The sequence below is a fragment of the Planococcus chinensis genome, assembly GCF_042681545.1.
GTDB lineage: Bacteria > Bacillota > Bacilli > Bacillales_A > Planococcaceae > Planococcus > Planococcus chinensis.
Window position 1 is genome coordinate 1,037,475 of the sequence record NZ_JBHUFW010000004.1, and the last position, 20,182, is coordinate 1,057,656.

23 protein-coding genes are annotated in these 20,182 nt (G+C 44.8%); 17 read left to right on the forward strand and 6 right to left on the reverse strand.

What is annotated here, in order from left to right; translation table 11 throughout:
• Positions 1-53: 53 nt before the first annotated feature.
• The 3 genes from ACFSDB_RS07505 (at position 54) to ACFSDB_RS07515 (ending at position 1,933) form a co-directional block, all read left to right on the forward strand.
• A complete protein-coding gene (locus tag ACFSDB_RS07505) occupies positions 54-500 on the forward strand; it encodes a DUF4275 family protein (protein WP_204892173.1) in 447 nt (148 codons plus the stop codon).
• A gap of 494 nt (positions 501-994) precedes the next feature.
• Positions 995-1,258 carry a hypothetical protein gene (locus ACFSDB_RS07510; RefSeq protein WP_204892172.1) on the forward strand — a complete coding sequence of 88 codons (264 nt, stop codon included), beginning with the start codon at positions 995-997 and terminating at the stop codon, positions 1,256-1,258.
• Between the two features lie 303 nt (positions 1,259-1,561).
• A complete protein-coding gene (locus ACFSDB_RS07515; protein WP_204892171.1) occupies positions 1,562-1,933 on the forward strand; it encodes a DUF3221 domain-containing protein in 372 nt (123 codons plus the stop codon).
• A gap of 79 nt (positions 1,934-2,012) precedes the next feature.
• On the opposite strand, the gene ACFSDB_RS07520 is transcribed toward ACFSDB_RS07515, so the two are convergent.
• From ACFSDB_RS07520 to ACFSDB_RS07535, 4 genes are all read right to left on the reverse strand, one after another.
• Positions 2,013-2,498, reverse strand: a complete 486-nt coding sequence (locus ACFSDB_RS07520) for a DMT family transporter (protein WP_204892170.1) — start codon at positions 2,496-2,498, stop codon at positions 2,013-2,015.
• Between the two features lie 11 nt (positions 2,499-2,509).
• Entirely contained in the window at positions 2,510-3,175 is a 666-nt protein-coding gene (locus tag ACFSDB_RS07525) for a Crp/Fnr family transcriptional regulator (RefSeq protein WP_204892169.1), read from the reverse strand.
• Between the two features lie 11 nt (positions 3,176-3,186).
• Positions 3,187-3,612 carry a DMT family transporter gene (locus ACFSDB_RS07530; RefSeq protein ID WP_204892168.1) on the reverse strand — a complete coding sequence of 142 codons (426 nt, stop codon included), beginning with the start codon at positions 3,610-3,612 and terminating at the stop codon, positions 3,187-3,189.
• A 169-nt stretch (positions 3,613-3,781) separates the two neighbouring features.
• Positions 3,782-4,174 carry a YciI family protein gene (locus ACFSDB_RS07535; protein WP_204892167.1) on the reverse strand — a complete coding sequence of 131 codons (393 nt, stop codon included), beginning with the start codon at positions 4,172-4,174 and terminating at the stop codon, positions 3,782-3,784.
• A 660-nt stretch (positions 4,175-4,834) separates the two neighbouring features.
• On the opposite strand from ACFSDB_RS07535, the gene ACFSDB_RS07540 reads away from it, so the two are divergent.
• The 12 genes from ACFSDB_RS07540 to ACFSDB_RS07595 all read left to right on the forward strand — a co-directional run bounded on the left by ACFSDB_RS07540 (position 4,835) and on the right by ACFSDB_RS07595 (position 17,787).
• Complete coding sequence (locus ACFSDB_RS07540; protein ID WP_204892166.1) at positions 4,835-5,839, forward strand: S-layer homology domain-containing protein; 1,005 nt, start codon at positions 4,835-4,837, stop codon at positions 5,837-5,839.
• 157 nt (positions 5,840-5,996) lie between these two features.
• Entirely contained in the window at positions 5,997-6,650 is a 654-nt protein-coding gene (locus ACFSDB_RS07545; protein WP_204892165.1) for a GntR family transcriptional regulator, read from the forward strand.
• 8 nt (positions 6,651-6,658) lie between these two features.
• Complete coding sequence (locus tag ACFSDB_RS07550) at positions 6,659-7,687, forward strand: TRAP transporter substrate-binding protein (protein WP_204892164.1); 1,029 nt, start codon at positions 6,659-6,661, stop codon at positions 7,685-7,687.
• A 70-nt stretch (positions 7,688-7,757) separates the two neighbouring features.
• Complete coding sequence (locus ACFSDB_RS07555) at positions 7,758-8,252, forward strand: TRAP transporter small permease (RefSeq protein ID WP_204892163.1); 495 nt, start codon at positions 7,758-7,760, stop codon at positions 8,250-8,252.
• Entirely contained in the window at positions 8,249-9,538 is a 1,290-nt protein-coding gene (locus tag ACFSDB_RS07560) for a TRAP transporter large permease (RefSeq protein ID WP_204892162.1), read from the forward strand. Before ACFSDB_RS07555 ends, ACFSDB_RS07560 begins: the two co-directional genes overlap by 4 nt.
• 851 nt (positions 9,539-10,389) lie before the next feature.
• Complete coding sequence (locus tag ACFSDB_RS07565; protein WP_204892161.1) at positions 10,390-11,391, forward strand: TRAP transporter substrate-binding protein; 1,002 nt, start codon at positions 10,390-10,392, stop codon at positions 11,389-11,391.
• A gap of 68 nt (positions 11,392-11,459) precedes the next feature.
• The gene (locus ACFSDB_RS07570) at positions 11,460-11,930 is read left to right on the forward strand and encodes a TRAP transporter small permease (protein WP_204892160.1); all 471 of its coding nucleotides are present in this window, start codon (positions 11,460-11,462) and stop codon (positions 11,928-11,930) included.
• A gap of 2 nt (positions 11,931-11,932) precedes the next feature.
• On the forward strand, positions 11,933-13,207 hold the full coding sequence (locus ACFSDB_RS07575) for a TRAP transporter large permease (protein ID WP_204892159.1): 1,275 nt from the start codon (positions 11,933-11,935) through the stop codon (positions 13,205-13,207).
• Between the two features lie 182 nt (positions 13,208-13,389).
• A complete protein-coding gene (locus ACFSDB_RS07580; RefSeq protein ID WP_204892158.1) occupies positions 13,390-14,466 on the forward strand; it encodes a tartrate dehydrogenase in 1,077 nt (358 codons plus the stop codon).
• Between the two features lie 15 nt (positions 14,467-14,481).
• Complete coding sequence (locus ACFSDB_RS07585) at positions 14,482-15,237, forward strand: glucose 1-dehydrogenase (protein ID WP_204892157.1); 756 nt, start codon at positions 14,482-14,484, stop codon at positions 15,235-15,237.
• An 18-nt stretch (positions 15,238-15,255) separates the two neighbouring features.
• Entirely contained in the window at positions 15,256-16,704 is a 1,449-nt protein-coding gene (locus tag ACFSDB_RS07590; RefSeq protein ID WP_204892156.1) for an aldehyde dehydrogenase family protein, read from the forward strand.
• Positions 16,705-17,010: 306 nt separating this feature from the next.
• Positions 17,011-17,787: a DUF4240 domain-containing protein gene (locus tag ACFSDB_RS07595; protein WP_377339632.1), complete on the forward strand. Its 777-nt coding sequence runs from the start codon at positions 17,011-17,013 to the stop codon at positions 17,785-17,787.
• 133 nt (positions 17,788-17,920) lie between these two features.
• On the opposite strand, the gene ACFSDB_RS07600 is transcribed toward ACFSDB_RS07595, so the two are convergent.
• Positions 17,921-18,655 carry a Bax inhibitor-1/YccA family protein gene (locus ACFSDB_RS07600; RefSeq protein WP_204892154.1) on the reverse strand — a complete coding sequence of 245 codons (735 nt, stop codon included), beginning with the start codon at positions 18,653-18,655 and terminating at the stop codon, positions 17,921-17,923.
• A 616-nt stretch (positions 18,656-19,271) separates the two neighbouring features.
• Between ACFSDB_RS07600 and ACFSDB_RS07605 the strand changes: the two genes are divergently transcribed.
• Entirely contained in the window at positions 19,272-19,688 is a 417-nt protein-coding gene (locus ACFSDB_RS07605; RefSeq protein ID WP_377339580.1) for a hypothetical protein, read from the forward strand.
• A 104-nt stretch (positions 19,689-19,792) separates the two neighbouring features.
• Positions 19,793-19,951, forward strand: coding sequence for a hypothetical protein (locus ACFSDB_RS07610; RefSeq protein WP_204892153.1), 159 nt, complete (start codon positions 19,793-19,795; stop codon positions 19,949-19,951).
• A gap of 20 nt (positions 19,952-19,971) precedes the next feature.
• Here the strand turns inward: ACFSDB_RS07610 and ACFSDB_RS07615 are convergent.
• On the reverse strand, positions 19,972-20,182 hold a 211-nt coding region (locus tag ACFSDB_RS07615), incomplete at its 5' end, for a hypothetical protein (RefSeq protein WP_377339583.1).

A 20,182-nucleotide genomic window follows, 5' to 3' on the forward strand; every position in this document is an offset into this window, starting at 1 on the left:
GGTATAAAGATTAGTTTAGATTCTAAAGTGGATTGCACTTGGAGGGATCAGGAGTGGGAAGCTTAATTAAAAAACAAATAGAACTTCTCAACCTCAAAGGCATCCCTTCTCAGGTCGTGCAAGGAAAGAGAGATGAATTTCTCGCGAGGTGGGAAGGCATATTCGCTCAATCTTTGAGCGACTCCCAAAAGAGAAAAATTCGTTTTCATCAGAGCATGTGGAATGTGTTCAGCTTAGATAAAGCAGCTAGCACTAGAGGGGGAAAAGCGATATCTGCCTTTAACGGGCTGAATAAAAAAGAATGCTTCATCTTTTATGCCGGAGAAGAAAATGCTCTTTATCTTCAAAATGCAAAAGAGTTAAAAGGTGGAGATTTGGTAGCCCATTTCGATGTTTTTATTGAAGATATTTATGTAGTAGATAGGGAATTTGCGTGGACCTTCGTGATTCCGCATGAGTTGGATTGCGGGCCTTATTTTACTGTAAAACAATCAGAATGACTCGTCGGGGTTATTCCCTTGGTTTTCTATCCGGAAAAGAAAATGAAGATAGGCATTTCAGGAAATTCGTAATCCTGCCGGGTGGCCATTTTCCAACTTTATCCTTTTAAAATATATGGGAAACCGAGCGGTTCCGATAGTTAGTTTTCAGCTCAAATGATCAGAGGAGAAAAGATCAATTGAATTTATTATCGTTAGCAATCGGAATCAGTTTTTTAGGAGTAATCATTTTTGGGACATTATCATTCATTGAACTTTATAAAATATGTAAATTTGTGTGGAAAATGAAGAAGAATGAAAAGGTGCTCCAGGAGGAATGGTTCCGTCTATCACAAAAAGCCGTTTTTTATAATTTATTATTTTTTATAGTCGGAGCTGTTTTTAGAATTCTAAAGGGGATATAGAAACATTCAAAACCTAAGGAGAAGTTTTACCACCCTTTAAAGAAAAAAGTATTCATTGGGTGCCGCACAGGAAGGAAGGATCTTGCCGAAATGTATCAGAAACTTAAGCTTTTCTCTGTATCCATCATCATTAATTCATTGATTGGATATATCTTTTTAGGCTTAAAGCAGGAAATCATTTGGATTGAAGGGATTTGGCGGGCAATTGTACTGCTCTTTCTATTTTCGCTGCTGCGAAATCAGCATGAACAGCAGGAAAGGATCACGGAAGTTCAGAAGCAGGTTATCTTTTTTCTAAGCCTCGTGATTGTTATTGCTGGAGGAATCGCTTATTCCGAAATTTATGCTAAATAAAGATCTTGCGGCATCGGATTACTCAGTTGGAAGTATAAAAGGGGGGATTCGATTGCAGAAAAATGGAGGTGATGGCTTTGACTTTGCTATACATAGCAATAGGGGGAATATTGCTATATAACTTTTGGAGCAGCCGGTGCGCTTTTCGGCATCGGATTAGGCGTGGCATATAGTGTTTCTCCAGCCGCTCAAAATAAAACGGCAGAACTAGAGAGGAAAGTTGAGCGTCTGGAGTTGAAACTGAACGATGAAATTGCAGCAATTAATGAATGGGTAAAAGAAAAAACCTGAAAGGAGGTACAAATGTTAAAGAGGATATTCTTTGGGTTTCTTGTTTTCCTACTTTTCATTGCGGCATTCTGGTATGTCTTTCAACGAGTTGATCGAGGCTATGTAGCAGATATGCGCGAATTGGAAGGAGGAGAGCGGCTCTTAATAATTGAGCTAAAGGAGCATGAGACGGCAAACAAAACAAAAAATGAAATACAGCGGTTGTTGGAAGAGAAAGCGGCTCAAGCACAGGGGACTTATTTTTCCATCCCGTGGGTCAATGAACAATTAAACACGGAGTTTGAAAAAGGAGATCAAGTGAAGGTGTTCTGGCGGGGAACAGTAATGGAATCCGCCCCTGTCCAGATCGACGGGACCAATTTGATCATTAAATTTGATAACTAAGTATAATTAAATTAAAAGAAGCAAAGGAGCAGCGGATCACTGTCCGCTGCTCCTTTTAATGGATCCCTAAAGTGCCGGTTCAACGGACGCTGTCTAATGAACGGCGTCGCCTAAGCGAGGCGAACTTCTCCAATACCGTCCCTAATTGGAACAATAATACCCCTCCGCTAATCAACAAGACACCAAACATGGTTTGCCATGTGAATGGTACTTTTTCGAGGCCAAGCCAGCCAAGCGTATCCCAAGCGAGACCGAAAAGAATCTGGGATACCATGACGAGTGATATGGCGCGGCTCGGACCTAATAGTTGCACGCCTTGTGTGACACAAGTGACAACTCCGATACCGACAATTCCGCTGAACCAGAACCATGGTTCCGCTTCAAATTGGAATAATCCGGCGCCTTCTACTGCGATGCCGATGGCAAACGATGCAGCAAAGCCAAGTCCGAGGACCAAAGCAGTGGTCGACCAGACGCTGACCTGTTTTTTTACATTTGCATTAAACGTATTCTGCAGACAGACAAGTGTGCCGCCGAACAACGCTAAAAGAATGCCAAGGGCCATGTGAGCTCCTCCTATTCGTAAATATTCTGTCCGGCTTGGCGAAGCAGCGCTTTGCGGTCAAGCAAAGTTATGGTTCCGCGTTTTTTCATTATCCAGCCGTTCCGTTCGAATTGTTGCAGTACCCGGTTCAGATGCCGATAGCTCGTGCCGATCAAATCCGCCATATCAACGAGCGATGTCGAATCGATCACCGGCTTTTCCGGCGTCATGGAAAGCAGGTAGCTGGCCACGCGCACATCAACGGAATAAAGCAGGTTAAAGTTCATGGCACGCGATTTCATTTCGAATTTATGCGTGATGGTTTCAAGCAGGAATTGCAGCCAGGCCGTGTTATCGGCCATTTCAGCCCGTACCAATTCATTAGGGATGCGGATTACCACCGTATCCATTACTGCCTCTACCGTATTGATGAATGGACAATGCCGCACATATTCAATATCGCCGACAATATCGAACGGCGATTTAAATGCGAGGATCAACCGTTTTCCTTCGGGGGAAAGCATCGAGACTTTCAGTTTTCCTTGGACCAGAAAACAAATCGTGTCGGCTGTATCGCCTTGGGTGAACAGCCGTTTTCCTGCTGCGTAGGATTCCAGCCGCATCGCTCGCTGCAACCGTTGCGGAAACATATCGGCCAAACCGAAGCCTTCCAAATGATCAGCTATTTGTTTCTCCATCCTTTGCCTCCTTACCACTTCAACACAACAACTCCGGCAATCATCAATAATACGCCTGCGGCCTGTGTCCGGCCGATTTTCTTTTTGCTCATCTCAAACCATCCTTCTTGGTCGATAAGCACTGCGGCAACCAATTGGGCAATCAAAAAAACGCCGATGGTCAGGGTAACCCCCATCCGATGTACGGCAGTCATATTGCTGAACAATACCAAGGCGGCTAGAAGGCCGCCGGAAGCATATAGCGGCGAGACGCCTCTGATCTGCTTGTATGATTTATCCCGAAGAAGAAGGACAATCAGAACCGCCAGCACAAAGCCGGTCATCTGCGTCATCGCTGCAGCTTGCCAAGTTCCGATCTGCCCGCTGATCGTGGCATTAGCCACGCTTTGGAAAGTCAAAAAGAAGCCGCCTGCAAGTGCAAATAAGATTCCTTTCATCAATGCCACGCACCTTTCTTCCGTTTACTTTATATGGATTGTGCGGAGCGGGAAAGGACATATGTCCCATTATATACTTGCAATCAAGGCGAGGTCCTTATTTAAAAAACAGAGACTGTTTCATGACATTTGTGCATCAAATTCCATATTAAAAACCAGCTGGCAATGGTCAGCCTGCTGGTTTCTTTGATTCTTTCATTTCAAAGGAGTGAATCGGCCGGATTTCTATTTCCCAACCGAGCTGTTCCCCTATGGCTACTTGGACTGTCGGGTGCATAGAGGCTATGTGAATCGCTTCTTCGAAATTGCTCGCTTCAATAATAAAAACACTGCCCAATACCCTTTTGTGTTCCGCGAAGAGATTTTCAAAAATCTGGATTTTCCCGTCAACCCGCTGCAAGATCTTCACTTCTTTCTCAACACCTGCATCCACCAGCAATGAGCCGCTATTACGGAGTTTTTCGAGGGGAGGCTGGCATTCCTGCATGATAGCATCTATTTCGTCTTGAGGAAGAGCATCCATTTTATCCTGATTGAAAAAGCCCATACAAAGATATTGCATAAGAAAACCTCCATGTTGGCCTGGGCATCCCCAAGCGAGAAATTTTTGCGCATAACAGATTTCAAACCCTAAACAGAAACCATGTTAAAAATAAAGCTGATTAAATAAATTCTCTAAATATCCTCATAGTCCTTCTCAAAACAATAATTACTTTTAAAAGGCATCATTGGAAACTGAATAGCTAAGAAACAATTGATTTTATTTAAAGTCTCTTTCTTGAAAATAATGCCCATGTAGTGAAGCATTGCTTTTCCTGCTTTTCAGACGCCTTCAGGCTGTATTGAAAGGGTAAGGGCTTTAAAAACTATTTCATTTCCATCTTTTTTATTAAAATTTGAAGATGATTTGCAACGTCAATTCAAATTTCTTATAGCAAGTTTTACTTTTTAGGAGAATGAAAGTGTTTCTTCGCGCTCGCCGCCCTGTGGGAGAGTTGGATTTTGTTATAGAAACTGCAATAGCGGTGGTCCTTCTTGTTGGAGGGAATATGTTTCGTATAGACATTTCGTATGAACTTTCAAATATAGGCATATCTATTCTGTTAATGGTTCTATTGGATTGGGTAATATTAAGTGTAAACCTATATTTACATATATTACTATTAGTATCACTAAATTAGTAAATATAGGAATTACTATTTCAAGGAGGAGGATTTACTGAATGCCATTCAAATCAAGAAATTACAAGCAATTTATCGCAGCGGGTGCTGCTGTCGCTATGGTTGCGACAGCTACCGTGCCAATGGTGTCAGCTAATGAAGTAACAACGGCGGCGTTTACAGACGTGCCTGACCGTTACGATTTGGCGATCGACTATTTGGTAAACCAGAATTTGTCCAAAGGTTTGACTGCAACAACTTACGGAATCAACGAATCGATCAAGCGCGGAGATGCAGCTATCATTTTGGCGCAAGCATTGAATGTCATGGATCCTGATGCACCTTCTGCCGGTTTCACAGATGTTCCGACACGCGGAGCACTCGCGATCAATTCATTGAAAGCGGCTGGAATCATCAACGGGAAAACAGCCACGCGTTTCGGCTTTAATGACACCATCACACGCGGCGAAGTCGCTTTGATGATGAGTGATGCAGATGCTTACAACCTGAAAGGCGACGTATCATCCATGACGTTCACGGACGTAAACAGCCGCTACGCTGAGGCAGTTGCCGGATTATTGGCAAACGGCGTAACTGAAGGCGTATCCGCAACAACTTTCGGAACAAACAACTCCATCAAGCGCGGCGATTTTGCAATTTTTGTTTTCAGAGCAGAAATGCTTCAAGTTGAAGCGGCAAGCGACGCTTTCATTGAAGCGATGAACGGCTTTGCAGCTCTTGGTGCAGAATTCGGCTATGAAGTGGTAGTTGATGAAAACGAACTTTATACATTCAATATCACAGGTTCTGGTGATCTTCCTATCCCGGAAAACGGAACAGGCTTCTTCGAAACTTTGGTTGACCAGAACATCGACACAATTGAAGTGAATGGCGAAGTCTTTGTCATTGCGGATGAGGCTGGCAAACCGACTGAAGACGTCCAGGCAGCAAAAGAAGCGATCCTTCTTTCGTTGTTCAGCGAAGAATCAGTTGATTTGACGTTCCACTTCCCGTACAACAACGAGGTTACACCGGTAACATACACATTCAACTTCTTCCCGGAGTGAAAATAGCATCAAGGGCGTCCACAGCTGTGGACGCTTTTTTTTATTGACCATATTTTCAATGAATTCCGAAAACTGAATTTACATTCTTGCATAATTCATTTACACTTACTGTATACAGGATACACTGTAAATTATAATTATGTAGAAAGGAGGTACTATGGAGAAGCTGGCGAAAAAAGCGACATTGGCTGAACAAGCATATGAGTACATTAAAAAACTGATTGTCACCGGGGAATTGAAGCCGGGCGAAGAATTGCCGGAAGAGAAGCTGGCGATGGAACTGGGGATCAGCAGAACGCCCTTAAGGGAAGCTCTAAGAAGACTGGCTGTTGATACGCTTATCGAATTAAGAAAACCAAAACCGGCGGTTGTCGCCGCGTTTACTGGCCAAGATGTCAAAGAAATCATGGAACTTCGAAGGATATTGGAAACTCACGGACTTGTAGAGTTATCGAAAGCAGATCAATGGCGTGTCATAGAGGAAATGAAACTGAATGCAGAACAGCAATTGCAGGCGATCAAGGCCATGGATTTTGTCGAATTCATGGATCTGGACCAGGAATTCCACTCGCTCCTCTGTTATGGCCACGAAAACAGGCGGTTGAAGGACCTCATCAGAGGCATCAATACAGGCGGCAGCCGGGCATTCCTGCTGCTGTCGGATGTAGTCGGTGACAGCGCAGAAAAGGCACATGCAGAACATTTGGCCATCATCAAGGCGATCGAAGAGGAAAATGTAAGCAAAGCGAAACAGCAATTGGCGGTGCATTTGAACAATATCGAAAGCCGCCTGCTGAAATACATTTCTTAGGAGGTACTATGAAAAAATTACTTGGACTTTTACTCATCGGATTATTCATTTTGTCAGCTTGTGGCCGACCGGACAGTGGAGGGAACACTTCAGAGAACGGGGAAGCGGACGGTGAAACATTCACTATCAGATTGGCGCATTTGGTGCCGGAGGAACAATCGTCCCATGTGGCGGCGGAAGCTTTCAAGGAAAAGCTGGAATCCGAATCGGATGGCCGTCTGAAAATCGAACTTTATCCGAACGGCCAGCTTTACGGATCGGACCGGGAAGCGATTGAAGCTGTCCAATTGGGGAATGTGGAAATGACGATTCCGGCTGTTGCTGCCATGGCGTCATTCAACGACAAATTCCAGGTATTCGATTTGCCGTTCCTGTTCAATAATAACGAAGCCGCTTACCGCGCGTTGGATGGTGAACTGGGCCAGGAATTGATGGCTGACCTCGAAAACAATGGCATCAAGGGCCTGGTCTTCGGTGAGAACGGATTCCGCCACGTTTCGAACAACGAAGGGCCGATTGAAACGCCTGAAGATATGCAGGGGCTGAAAATGCGCACATTGGAAAGTCCGCTGCATACCGATACATTCAACGCTTTTGGCGCGAATGCATCGCCCTTTGCCTTCGGCGAGCTTTATACCGCGCTCCAGCAAGGGACGTATGATGCGATGGACTGTCCGATTTCGTTGTACTACACCAATAAATTCTATGAAGTGCAGGACTATTTGACGTTGACCGGACATGTATATGCCGCAACGGCCCTTCTGGTAAACGACGATTTCTACAATAGCTTGCCGGAAGATCTTCAGGAGCTTCTGATGGAAGCGTCGGAAGAATTCCGTACCGAACAGCGTGAACTTGCGCAACAGCAAGATACAGAATTTTTGGATCTGTTGAAAGAAGAAGGCATGCAAGTAAACGATCTGACTACTGAACAGCGCAATGCGTTCCGTGAAGCTGCAGAGCCTGTCTATGCAAAATATGAAGGGCAGATCGGCAAAGAGTTGATCGATCAGGCGCTTGCTGCCAACGAAGAATAAGGCGACTAGACAGGTGAAGAATCAAGGAAGAAATTCCTTGATTTTTCGTTTTTTGAAAGGAAGTGCAGAAATGATTAAGAAATTCGAAAAAGCAGAAGAAGCCTTTCTAGTTTTTACGCTTGTGGTGATGGTGGCATTGATTTTCGGCCAGGTGGTTGGCCGCTATGTTTTTTCCAACGCGCCAAGCTGGACAGAGGAAATGGCCCGGTATATACATATTTTTCAAGTATGGATCGGGGCGAGCTATGCGGTGAAACTGCGTGAACATATCCGCGTAGAAGCATTTATAACACGGTTCAAGGGATTGCCGAGAAAAATCTTAGAAACGGTCTCGTTGCTGATTTGGTTCGGGATGGCATTGTTCCTTGCATATTTCGGCACGGATCTGGTGTTGAGCAGTTTTGCCAATGGCCAAGTGACCCCGGCCATGCAATTGCCGATGTGGATTCCGTTTTTGGCGATTCCGATCGGCGGAATCGGTATGTGCATCCGGCTGATCCAGCAGCTGGTCAAAATTTGGCAAGGCGATTATGAGATGCACAAGGGAGGCGACCTTCCAGCATGACAATAGCCCTCTTATTCGGAACATTATTCGTCTGCTTATTGATCGGCGTTCCGATTGCGGTGGCACTAGGAGTGTCCGCCCTGACCGCCATATACTTCGGGACCACATTGCCTTTGAGCATCATTACGCAGAAGGCCTTTACATCGCTCGATTCATTTCCATTGCTGGCGATTCCGTTCTTTATGCTGGCCGGCATATTGATGGGCAAAGGCGGCGTTTCCAAGCGTCTTCTCGCACTTGCCTCAGCATTGGTCGGCTGGATGACCGGGGGCCTAAGTATGGTAACGATTGTCGCGTGTATGTTCTTTGCGGCTATCTCCGGGTCCGGCCCGGCGACGGTCGCGGCAATCGGCAGCTTCATGATTCCGGCGATGATTGCCCGCAAATACGAAGGCGGCTTCGCTTCCGCAATTGCAGCATCCGCTGGTTCGATCGGTGTTATGATACCGCCGAGCATTCCGTTTGTCCTTTACGGTGTCATCGGCGGCGTTTCCGTCGGCAGCATGTTCCTTGCAGGCATCATCCCGGGCGTCCTGATCGGAGTAGGCTTGCTGATTACCGGTTACCTGATTTCCAGGAAGCGTGGATACAAGCCTGAACCGGGGGAAGTAGCCAGCTTTCAATTCAAGGACGTTGCCCGCACTTTCTGGGACGCAAAATGGGCGCTGCTGATTCCCGTGATCATCCTCGGCGGCATCTACGGCGGCATCTTCTCGCCAACAGAAGCTGCAGTAGTGGCAGTAGTCTACGCAGTCATTATAGGGAAATTCGTCTATAAGGAGCTTTCCTGGAAAGACTTGTATGAGAGTTTCCGGCAAGCAATTGTCATCAATGCCACAACGATGATCATCATCGGGCTGTCCGTTTCATTCGCGTATTTTATGACCATCGAACAAATACCGGGTGAAATTTCCGATTACCTGACGGCACTTTCGACCAATCCGCTGATCATCCTCCTTGCCATCAACTTGTTGCTGCTGGTCGTTGGGATGTTTATCGATACCATTTCGGCGCTTGTCATCCTGACGCCGATCCTACTGCCGATTGTAGTGGAGGTGGGTGTCGACCCAATCCATTTCGGTGTCATCCTTGTCGCCAACTTGGCGATCGGTTTTGTCACACCTCCGCTTGGCGTCAACTTGTTCGTCGCATCGAGCGTTGGGGGCGTCCGATTTGAACGAATCGCGGTTGCAGTCGTACCGTTCTTGATTTCTATGATCGTCTGCTTGCTTATCATTACATTCGTACCGGCATTGTCCACTTGGCTGCCGAGTTTATATGAATAAGGGAAAGCTTGCAGGAAGCAACCACAAGATTTCCATCATCAGTGACTGAAAGCAAATCATGAAATAATAAGAAACCCAGAATTTTTGCAATTACTCGTGAGAATTCATGGGTTTCTTTATTAAGTCATGAGTTAAAAATAGAAATATCTCCGCTTGAAGCCAAGTGGATTTTTGTCCATGGCCTTTCGACTCGTTTGACCGCGCATTCAAAGTTTGATTCTTTTTCTGTTCTTCCTGGAATTAAACAGGCTCGACTGACTTGGCGATTTCAAGCGCTTTGTCCGGGTGCGGCACATAAGAAGCCCAAAACAGTGGAGATAAAGTAGTTCCTTATAACTTTGAAACAGATAGGTCAATTTTGACCCGCATTTATCACGTGGCCATTATGGCAGAAAGCTTGACCATATTGGATTCCGGAAGGAGACGATTGCCAAGGAGCTACTTTGAAAAGGATAAATATAGGAAACCTTAGATGTAAAAATATTTTTAATATATTGAATTATGCAAACATTGGTCTATAATTATAATGAAGAAAGGATAGATACCAATGAAAAAGTGGAATCATACTGTAGTTTGCCCTTCGAGTCATATAATATTGTGATGTTCTGAAAGCCGAATTCCATGGCCTATTGATAAGGACTGCATGTACTTAAAGCAAATTTCTTAACGCCATATACATAAATATGGTTTATCGGTTAATACAGGAACACAAGTACAAGGTTGAAGGAAAGGTTATAGATATTGAGCAGGAACAATCTTTCATTGTAAATAAACTGGTTTCAAAATTCATTTAACGAGAGGCAATACAGGCATTAAAAGATAAGTGGATTTGACAAAAAGGGGGATATAAAATGAAGAAAAAATTAGGTTTATTTTCGGTAACATTATCTGCGGTAATGGTGCTAACGGCATGCGGCGGCTCTGAAGGCGGGTCAACTGGCGATTCGGATGAAGTTTACACGTTGCAGGCAGGACATTCGCTGCCGGATGACCATCCTTACCACCTAGGTTTCTTGGAAATGGCAGAAAATGTAGAGGAACGTACGGATGGGCGAGTGAAAATTGAAGTATTCGCCAATAGCGAAATCGGGGCAGAGCGTGAATTAACAGAAGGCATGGGATTGGGTACTGTGGATTTAGTTGTTTCTTCAACGGCTCCCGTTACCAACTTTGTGCCTGAGTTAGGTGTACTCGATGTTCCGTTCCTATTTAAAGACCGTGAATCCGCAGTGGAAATTTTAGAAGGTGATATTGGAGATGAATTGTTTGCGAAGATGGAAGAAAACGGAATTATCGGTTTGTCTTGGGGAGAAAACGGATATCGGCATATTACAAACGCGATACGCCCAATCAATACCCCAGCAGATCTGAAAGGCCTTAAAATCAGAACGCAGGAAAATGAAATCCATCTTGCGGCTTTCGAAGCATTAGGTGCACAGCCGACGCCAATGGCATGGACAGAAGCCATTACAGCTCTTCAGCAAGGAGTCGTTGATGCCCAAGAAAACCCGGCAATTGTTGCCGATCAGTTTAGTTTATATGAAGCCAACCAAAAATACATGACATTGACAGGCCATGTGTATTCTGTAGCTGTGTACATGATGAGCAAGCAAACATACGATGAATTGCCTGAGGATTTGCGTGACATCGTAGTAGAAGAAGGGCAAAAAGCAGGTGCAGCTGAACGTGATTTGATCGTTGAAATGGAAAAAGAGTCTTTACAAACATTGAAAGATAACGGCGTAGAAATTATCGAAGAAGTTGATCTGGCACCTTTTCAGGAAGCAGTTAAGCCGGTATATGAGCAAATTGAACATCAGGATTTGCTAAATCAGATTCTAGATGCGCAATAAACACACTGGATAAGGCTAAAAAATTAAAGAGAGAGACAGCTCTCTCTTTTTTATATCGGAGGAAAATCATGGGCAAAGTTATTGACTATATGAATATTGGAATCAAGCACTTTCTAAATATTATTTTAGCCGTGTTGGTGACTGTCGTTTTCCTGCAAGTCATTTTCCGGTTTGTTTTAGGATCCCCGCTTGCCTGGACCGAAGAACTAGCTCGGTACAGCTTGATTTGGATCACTTTTTTAGGAGCCGCTTATGCAATGTCTTTGAAAGCACATATTGGAATGGAACTCTTTGTTAATCTATTCGGCATTCCAATACGGAAGGCGCTTTATATCCTCTCGACAATAGCCACTCTTGCTTTTTTCCTAATGATGGTGATTCAAGGAACCGATTTAGCGATGCAATCCATGTCTCAATTGTCGCCGGTATTAAGAATACCGATGGGAATAATTTACGCTGTCATTCCGTTAAGCGGCCTCATTTTGATTGTGAATATGGCATCCCAGTTCCGTAAAGACTTTAAAAGCGGGGGTGTTTAAAAATGGCCATCATATTATTTGTGCTGCTAATCATTTTATTTTTGATTAACGTGCCGATAGCTGTTGCTTTAGGATTGGCATCAGCGCTTGTCTTTTTTATCGATGGCAATGTATCCCTTATTGTCATTATGCAGCGGATGTTCAATTCCGTTGACTCTTTTCCGCTTATGGCCATTCCGTTCTTCATCTTAGCCGGCAAACTGATGGAAAGCGGAGGGATTTCCCAACGTTTGATTCATCTGGCGAATGTTATTTTTGGGCGTGTCAAAGGCGGCCTCGCCATTGTATCCATTGTAGCTTGTGCGTTTTTTGCAGCGATTTCCGGGTCTGCCGCGGCCACTACAGCGGCAGTCGGTGCTTTGTTGATTCCCGCCATGGTCAATAAAGGCTATGATAAAAGTTTTTCAACTGCTGTCCAAGCAGCAGGAGGAACCATCGGCATTATGATACCGCCCAGCGTACCGTTAGTGTTATATGGAGTGGCAGCAGGCGTTTCGGTCAGTGAATTGTTTATAGCGGGAGTCATTCCTGGGCTGCTTGTAATGGTTTCATTAATTATTTTGGTTTATATTATATCGCTAATCAAAGGATATGGAGGCGGCGAAAAATTCGGCTTTGTCGATTTTGTAAAGGCATTTGCAGATGCGTTTTTAGCATTGATGATGCCGGTGATCATTCTGGGCGGCATATATGGCGGCATTTTCACACCGACTGAAGCGGCGGTTGTGGCAGTGGTTTACGGCTTGATCGTGGGTCTTTTTATCTACCGGGAAATCAAAATAAAAGATTTGGTCACTATTTTTTCATCTTCAGTAGTGGTCACAGCGGTCATTATGTTCATCATCGCAGGGGCTTCCGTTTTCGGCTATTACTTAACACGGCAGCGGATTCCTGCAGAATTGACAGAGTTGACACTGGGAATTACGGAAAACTGGATCATCGCTTTATTGATTATTAATGCCATTTTGCTGATTTGCGGGATGTTCCTGGAAACTTCCGCGGCCATCATTATCCTGACGCCGATTCTTGTGCCGATTGTCAGCGCTCTAGAAATCGATTTGGTTCATTTCGGCATCATAATGATTGTTAATTTGGGGATCGGTTTTATTACGCCTCCTGTAGGGGTCAACTTGTTTGTGGCGGCGAATATAGCAGGTACCAAATTTGAAAGCTTATTGAAAGCCATTATTCCTTTCATTTTGGTCATGCTGATTGATGTGCTTCTTGTTTCATTCATACCGAGCATCAGCTTGTTCTTGACTGGTTTCTTGGAATAACTATGCAAGATGAACAAAAGAATCACTTGTTAAAACCGCGTCGGCCGCTCTGGGTATGGCTCCCGCAAGAAGCCAGGCAAAGAACGCCTGTCTTCTTACTTCGCCTAACCCTTAGACGCACCGGCGCTTAGTATCATAATTTAAATCTAATATTTCAACTTAACTAATCTGGGGGCGGATGCATGGATACATATCAAATAGCGGTCATTCCGGGAGACGGGATTGGCCCGGATGTAACAAATGAAGCGATGAAAGTTTTGGAAGCTTTGCAGGAACTGGATGATGCCTTTGAGGTGAACTTCAAGCTTTTCGATTGGAGGAGCGAATATTATTTGCAACACGGTCAAATGATGCCTGATAACGGTTTGGATCAATTACGAGAATTCGATGCGATTTTATTTGGCGCAGTGGGTGATGCCCGGGTACCGGATGAAATTTCGATCTGGCAATTGATTATGCCGATACGAAAACAATTCCAGCAATACATCAATATGCGCCCCATCAAAAAATTGGCCGGCATCGATTCGCCTTTGAAAAATGGCAGTCCGATTGATTTTATGGTGTTTCGGGAAAATGCGGAAGGCGAATATTCCAATATCGGCGGGCGGCTGTACCAGGAGCAGCCGCAGGAAATGGCGATTCAAAATACGGTTATCACGAGGCAAGGCGTTGAAAGGATTGCGAAGTATGCCTTTGAATACGCCAAAAAGAACAACAAAACAAAAGTGACAAGCGCGACGAAATCAAATGCCATCATTCATTCAATGAAATTGTGGGATGAAGCCATTGAAAAAGTAGCCGTTGATTATGAGGAGATTGCGCTTGAAAGTTACTTTATCGATGCGTTGGCGGCGTATTTCGTTATGCGGCCGGAATCTTTTGAAGTAGTGGTCGCTTCGAATTTGTTCGGGGATATCTTGACGGATTTGGGAGCGGCATTAGTGGGGGGGCTTGGCGTTTCTCCTTCAGGCAATATCAACCCCGAACGGAACTTCCCTTCGATGTTTGAAGCCATTCATGGTTCAGCACCGGATATCGCTGGAAAAGGAATCGCCAACCCGATTGCGCAAATCTGGTCAGCTGCTTTGATGCTGGAGCATTTAGGGCGCCCCGACCTGGCAGCTGCAATAGTGTCTTCTATAGAAAATGTGCTGCAAGAAGGTGAAGTGTTAACTCCGGACCTTGGAGGGAACTCGACCACTTCGGAAGTCGGAGACCGAATCGTTGAAGAAGTGAAGAAACAGCTGATTACCCATTAAAAGAGGAGGAACGATATGGATTTATCAAATAAAGTAGCGATTATCACCGGTGCAGGCGGCGGGATGGGGCAAGTGGTCATCCAAAAGTTTCTTGAAATGGGCGCAAAAGTCTCCGCTGTGGACATCAATGTGGATGCAATCGGTGAGCTAGCGGAAAAATATCCGGATCAATTATTAGTTACTACAGCGAATTTGACTGATGAAGACAGTGTGAACGGGCTTGTCCAAAAAACAGTGGATACATATAAACAAGTGGATATATTGTTGAATGTCGCTGGAGTGGCTCAAGCAGCTAAAAACATTGAAGATGTTTCTTTGGCAGAATGGGAACGGATTATGGCCATCAATTCAACCGCTGTTTTTCTGACTTCAAAAGCAGTCGTTCCATTTATGAAGCAAAAGAACAGGGGCTCGATCATCAACGTCGCTTCCGTTTCAGTTGACAGGCCGCGACCTGGCCTGAATGCTTATGTCGCTTCAAAAGGAGCGGCGATTTCACTGACAAAAGCATTGGCAATTGAATTGGCACCTTATAATATCAGGGTGAACGCGATCAATCCAGGGCCCGCTGATACCAAAATGCTGGCGGAATTTGTTCCGGCGGGAGGCGATCAAAGTGAAGCAAAAGAAAATACCTTCCGGAGCAGCGTACCTTTAGGACGCTTGATCACTCCTGAAGACATTGCCAATTGTGCGGTCTATTTAAGCTCGGACTTAGCCCAAATGATGACCGGCAGTGTTGTCAATGTCGACGGCGGACGCGGAATCTGAGAATAAGGAAGTGGCAGAATGGAAACTGAAAATCGGTTGAACTATATAAATGGCGAATGGGTTGAAAGCGTTGGACGAGAAGTATTCGAGACGAAAAATCCTGCAAACGGGGAAACTTTGGCAAAAGTCCAGAGAGGCAAGGCGGAAGATATCGACGCCGCAGTAAAAGCGGCCCGCAATGCCTTTGAATCGGAAGGATGGCAGACATTTCCGCCAATCGACAGAGGGCGCATTCTGTATAAAATCGCCGAAGAACTGCGGAACGATGCAGAAGAAATTGCCATGCTGGAAACGTTGGATACAGGAAAACCGCTGTCCCAAGGGCGAAAAGACGTAGAAGCGGCTGCCTTGTATTTTGAATACTACGCAGGCATGGCAGACAAGATTTTCGGGGAGACGATACCGGTTCAGCCGGGTATTCTCGATTATACGCTTCGCGAACCGATTGGCGTGACCGCGCATATCGTCCCTTGGAATTACCCGCTTCAAATCCTTGCCCGATCGACGGCGGCGGCTCTTGCCACTGGCAATACCGTAGTGGCGAAACCAGCAGAAGACACGCCCCTTACTGCAATAAAACTGGCAGAACTGATTGACAAGTCCGCTTTGCCAAAAGGCGTGTTCAATTTGGTAACCGGGTATGGCAGCGAAGCCGGAGCGGCATTGTCAAACCACCGCGATGTCGACCATATTACGTTTACCGGCTCAGTCCAGACCGGTTCTGCTGTCATGATGGGAGCTGCTAAAAACGTGAAGCCCGTGACACTGGAACTGGGCGGCAAGTCACCGAACATTATCTTTGAAGATTGCGACCAAACAGAAGCAGTGGATTGGGTGGTCCGCTCCATCATCCAAAATGCAGGGCAAACCTGTTCTGCCGGATCCCGGCTTTTGGTACAACATTCCATCAAAGAGGAATTCCTTCGTAAAGTGGTCGAAAAAATGAAAGCAATCTCAATCGGAAAGGGCGTCGATGATCCAGATCTTGGCCCGATTTTAAACGAAAAACAATTTTTACGTATTATGGAGTTTATGGAAGTGGCCCAAAACGAAGGGGCGAATTTCTTAACGGGCGGCAAGCGTGAACAAAGGGCAGGTTTGGAAAACGGCTTTTTCTTCCAGCCGACAGTCATTGATAATTTGGATCCAAAAAGTTATGTAGCCCAGGAAGAAATATTCGCACCGGTCGTCGCTGCGTTTTCGTTTGAAACCGAAGAACAAGCCATCGAGTTGGCAAATGGAACCGATTATGGCCTGGTAACAGGCATTTGGACAAAAGATGCTGCAAGAGCCCATAGAGTGGCGAACAGAATACGAGCTGGGCAAGTGTTTATTAACAATTACGGTGCAGGCGGCGGCGTGCAAATGCCATTCGGAGGCTATAAGAAAAGCGGATTCGGGCGGGAAAAAGGGTTGGAGGCATTGCGCAATTATACGATTCTTAAAAATGTCGCTTTGAAGTACTGAATGCGTATGGTGAAGTGGATGTGGTTCTTTACAAGCATGTAGATCCTAAGAGGATTTATGTGCTTTTTTGATGGACAAAATAGTGTAGCGCCACTTATTCTTATACGTGTGCTTAGCATTTTTTAGTCGTTCTTAGGCTCTAAGAACTTGAATTTAAACCTGGCAAACGGTCCTGCGCGCATCATTCATCACCATTTCAACCTACGTGATGGTGTGGTTTGTCCAAAGAGGGTTTTAAAGTTACTGGACCTTTTCAAAGCAAGGTTTAAAATGAAAATCAAGAAAAAGAAGAATCGGGGAATAAAGTTGGAAAAATCACTCGTTTGCATAACTGCCACTTCCAATAAATTTTGGAAAATCAAAGTACAAGGCAATATGTTCATCGTTTCATATGGGAAAATCGGGACACAAGGTTCGATTAATACCAAAGAGTTCGCTTCAAGAGAACTTTGTTGGAAAGAAGCCAACAGGCTGATCGGATCAAAACTGAAAAAAGGCTACCGGGAAAGCGGGGAACAAGAGGGTCAAGTGGGCGTCATGACGGAAAACCAATTCTGGGATCTTGTGGAGACGGCCCATCAAAAAGGCGGCGACGTGGAAGAACAGCTCGAGTGGCTCGTTAGAAAGCTTGCGAAAAAATCGGTGATCGACATTACCAAGTTCGACACTCATTTTAACCGGAATTACATAAAATCATATACATCGGATTTATGGGCTGCGGCTTGGATCATCATGGGCGGCTGCTCCGACGACTCCTTCGATTATTTCCGGGCATGGCTTCTTTTCCTTGGAAAAGGGGCATATGAGGAAGCCATCCGGAATCCTGAAAGTATCATTCCCAATCTGGAAAAATTGGACGGTGACGTTCCTGAATTCGAAGCTTTTCTTTATGCTGCCTGCGAGGCATTTGAAGAAAAGACAGGCCAAGACATGGAAAATTACTTGGAAATGTACAGCCAGCTCTCGGGTGATGAACAGGAACAGCCGGATTTGGAGCTGGAATGGGACGAAGGAGATGAAAAGGGTCTTCAAAAAATGTTTCCGCGGTTATGGGAACTGTATGGAGAAGATCCGTTGGGATAGAAAACGGATCTTATATGAGCGAACAGGCAGCAGCAGGAAAGGTTATTCACTTTCTGCTGCTGCCTGTTTTTGCGGATAATTGTATTGGTACGTGAAATCAGGCAACAAAAAAACGCCCCGAAGGACGTTTTAATCATCGGCTCCGCAGTTTAGAAAGCAGGCGCAGAATTTCCAGGTATAGCCAGATCAATGTCACCAAAAGCCCGAAAGCGCCGTACCATTCGTAGTATTTCGGTACGCCTTTTTCCGATGCGTTTTCGATAAAATCAAAATCCAGCACCAGGTTCAGAGCCGCAATAATGACAATGACAACGCTGATGGCAATGCCGAGCGGTGTCGCTTCGTGCAGATGCGGAATTTGAAAACCGAAAAAGCTGCCGATAAAAGAAATCAGGTAGACGATGAAAATGGCGCCAGTCGCGGCTACAACACCCAGCCTAAAGTTCTGTGTCACTTTGATAAAGCCGGATTTATAAGCGAGCAAAAGGCTCAACAGCACGCCTATCGTCAACAAAACGGCCTGAAAGACGATGCCGCCGTATTGCACTTCGTACTGGGCGGATACCGCCCCTACGAACAATCCTTCAAGCAGTGCATAAAGGGGCGCAGTGAAGGGTGAAACTTTCGGGATGAAGATTGTCACCAATGCGACAAGAAGGCCGCCGATTGCACCCACGAGAATCAGCGGCATGGCACTGTCCGGGTTGCTAAGGAATTGATTCCAGGAATAGACGAAAGTCGCCAAAACCAACAGCAATAGTATGAAGGTTTTATTGACCGTTCCTTGAATGGTCATCTTCCGGCCTGTGCCGGCATCAGTGGATTTTTCAAATGCTTCTGGTTTCAAGCTGGGATTTCCGCTTCTCAAAATATCACCTCAATTAATAATTCGTACAACTCCATTATAGCCGTAATAGTTCTTCTGGACAAAATTGTAACGGAACCAGCATTCATTTCTCCGGATCCCTTTCATGTAAAATGCTCCAGTGCAGTGAGAACTGAGGTCAGTCATTTGCAAATGAAGATTTTCTACAGAAGGAAGAAGCTCATCGTGAAGCGGCAGCTGCTATTCGCCCACAAAAAAACTTCATGAAAAATGTTATTGCACAATGCTTTTAATTAAGATGAATGATAAGAATTTACTAGACTCCTTATACACATTCCTCAAAAAATGACTTAGTTTCTTAAAAATATAAAGGAATACCTTGAAGTAAAAGTATAGAAGAAAAGCAACCAAGATATCTGAATTAAAAGAATATTCTATATCACTTTACATTTTTTAGACGATGGAATAGTCTAATGGTACAGGAAAAACCATATTAAATGGTAAAAATAAATGATTTTAAGCAAAGAGTCCCGCTTTCGGGATGCGTCTTGTTGAATTTGTTTATTGATTTTTCTGAATAATAGTTTTTAACTGCTCAGCTTCAATCTCTATCAAGCCGAGCGCATTGCTTCAATAAAAAACGGAAGGAATGATCGCAGTGGTTGGTACGGAAGCACGGGAATCAATGGAAGAAAGCATCTGCAAGCTGATGGACGCAGAACTTGAATTCCATTCAGGAACATGGCGTTTTCAGAAAAAGCGTCAAATGCCATCGGTGAAAAGCCCCAGCATTCACTTGGACACAGTGCTGGATCTTTTAGTATCCTTCGGGCCGTTCAAACAAGATGGGGAAGCAGTGAACCAAGCGGAAATTTTTCTTCTGCCGGAAGAACTGCCGATTTTTACCTCGGCATTGTTGCGGCACCCGGTTTTATTTCCATCAAGCTATTCACAGCAGGTGTCCATGGAACGGGGCTTGTATTGCCTGCGAATGAAGTCAGTAGAAGCTCCAGAAGGATTTGCACGGAGGCTTTCTGAGTCTCTTCGTATGCTGGAAGATTGCATTAAGCCATAAGATGCGCAGTTCGTAAGTTGTGGGAACAGTCGAGGTAAGTTATTAGTCGGTTTGCCTGTGTTTGGTTGACTATCAAGCGGAACGATACTAAGGAGGATGTTGACATGAATGCTCTTATCAAAGAAGAACAAAAAATGGATCACCTTGCGAAATCTTATCTGCAGCTATACACGGAATTTATCAGCGGCTATAAACAATATAAATTGGAAAAGGAAAATTCCGCTTATACAGTTTCTGAAGAAACTGAAAGCACCCAGCATTGATGAGTTGAACAATTCTTTTACTATGCCGATCCAACCCGCCGAAAGGATTCGGCTTGCTTCAATACTGGTATCTCATCGCTAAAAAGCTCCCTTAGTTGTTGCACAACAATGAACTGAGCCCCATTTTCTAGACAGTTTAATAAAAGCCCCCTGCAGCTTACGCTGCGATCAGATGACTCCGGTATTGTGCCGGGGTCATCTTTTTTAAATTCCATTGCTTGCGCGTGCCAT

Bases quoted from the DNA above. Each gene is read 5' to 3' on its own strand.
- ACFSDB_RS07540 (WP_204892166.1), top strand. From the start codon at position 4,835: ATGCCATTCAAATCAAGAAATTACAAGCAATTTATCGCAGCGGGTGCT.
- ACFSDB_RS07515 (WP_204892171.1), top strand. From the start codon at position 1,562: ATGTTAAAGAGGATATTCTTTGGGTTTCTTGTTTTCCTACTTTTCATT.
- ACFSDB_RS07535 (WP_204892167.1), bottom strand. From the start codon at position 4,174: ATGCAATATCTTTGTATGGGCTTTTTCAATCAGGATAAAATGGATGCT.
- ACFSDB_RS07550 (WP_204892164.1), top strand. From the start codon at position 6,659: ATGAAAAAATTACTTGGACTTTTACTCATCGGATTATTCATTTTGTCA.
- ACFSDB_RS07560 (WP_204892162.1), top strand. From the start codon at position 8,249: ATGACAATAGCCCTCTTATTCGGAACATTATTCGTCTGCTTATTGATC.
- ACFSDB_RS07590 (WP_204892156.1), top strand. From the start codon at position 15,256: ATGGAAACTGAAAATCGGTTGAACTATATAAATGGCGAATGGGTTGAA.
- ACFSDB_RS07575 (WP_204892159.1), top strand. From the start codon at position 11,933: ATGGCCATCATATTATTTGTGCTGCTAATCATTTTATTTTTGATTAAC.
- ACFSDB_RS07525 (WP_204892169.1), bottom strand. From the start codon at position 3,175: ATGGAGAAACAAATAGCTGATCATTTGGAAGGCTTCGGTTTGGCCGAT.
- ACFSDB_RS07510 (WP_204892172.1), top strand. From the start codon at position 995: ATGTATCAGAAACTTAAGCTTTTCTCTGTATCCATCATCATTAATTCA.
- ACFSDB_RS07520 (WP_204892170.1), bottom strand. From the start codon at position 2,498: ATGGCCCTTGGCATTCTTTTAGCGTTGTTCGGCGGCACACTTGTCTGT.
- ACFSDB_RS07545 (WP_204892165.1), top strand. From the start codon at position 5,997: ATGGAGAAGCTGGCGAAAAAAGCGACATTGGCTGAACAAGCATATGAG.
- ACFSDB_RS07585 (WP_204892157.1), top strand. From the start codon at position 14,482: ATGGATTTATCAAATAAAGTAGCGATTATCACCGGTGCAGGCGGCGGG.
- ACFSDB_RS07555 (WP_204892163.1), top strand. From the start codon at position 7,758: ATGATTAAGAAATTCGAAAAAGCAGAAGAAGCCTTTCTAGTTTTTACG.
- ACFSDB_RS07565 (WP_204892161.1), top strand. From the start codon at position 10,390: ATGAAGAAAAAATTAGGTTTATTTTCGGTAACATTATCTGCGGTAATG.
- ACFSDB_RS07530 (WP_204892168.1), bottom strand. From the start codon at position 3,612: ATGAAAGGAATCTTATTTGCACTTGCAGGCGGCTTCTTTTTGACTTTC.
- ACFSDB_RS07570 (WP_204892160.1), top strand. From the start codon at position 11,460: ATGGGCAAAGTTATTGACTATATGAATATTGGAATCAAGCACTTTCTA.
- ACFSDB_RS07610 (WP_204892153.1), top strand. From the start codon at position 19,793: ATGAATGCTCTTATCAAAGAAGAACAAAAAATGGATCACCTTGCGAAA.
- ACFSDB_RS07580 (WP_204892158.1), top strand. From the start codon at position 13,390: ATGGATACATATCAAATAGCGGTCATTCCGGGAGACGGGATTGGCCCG.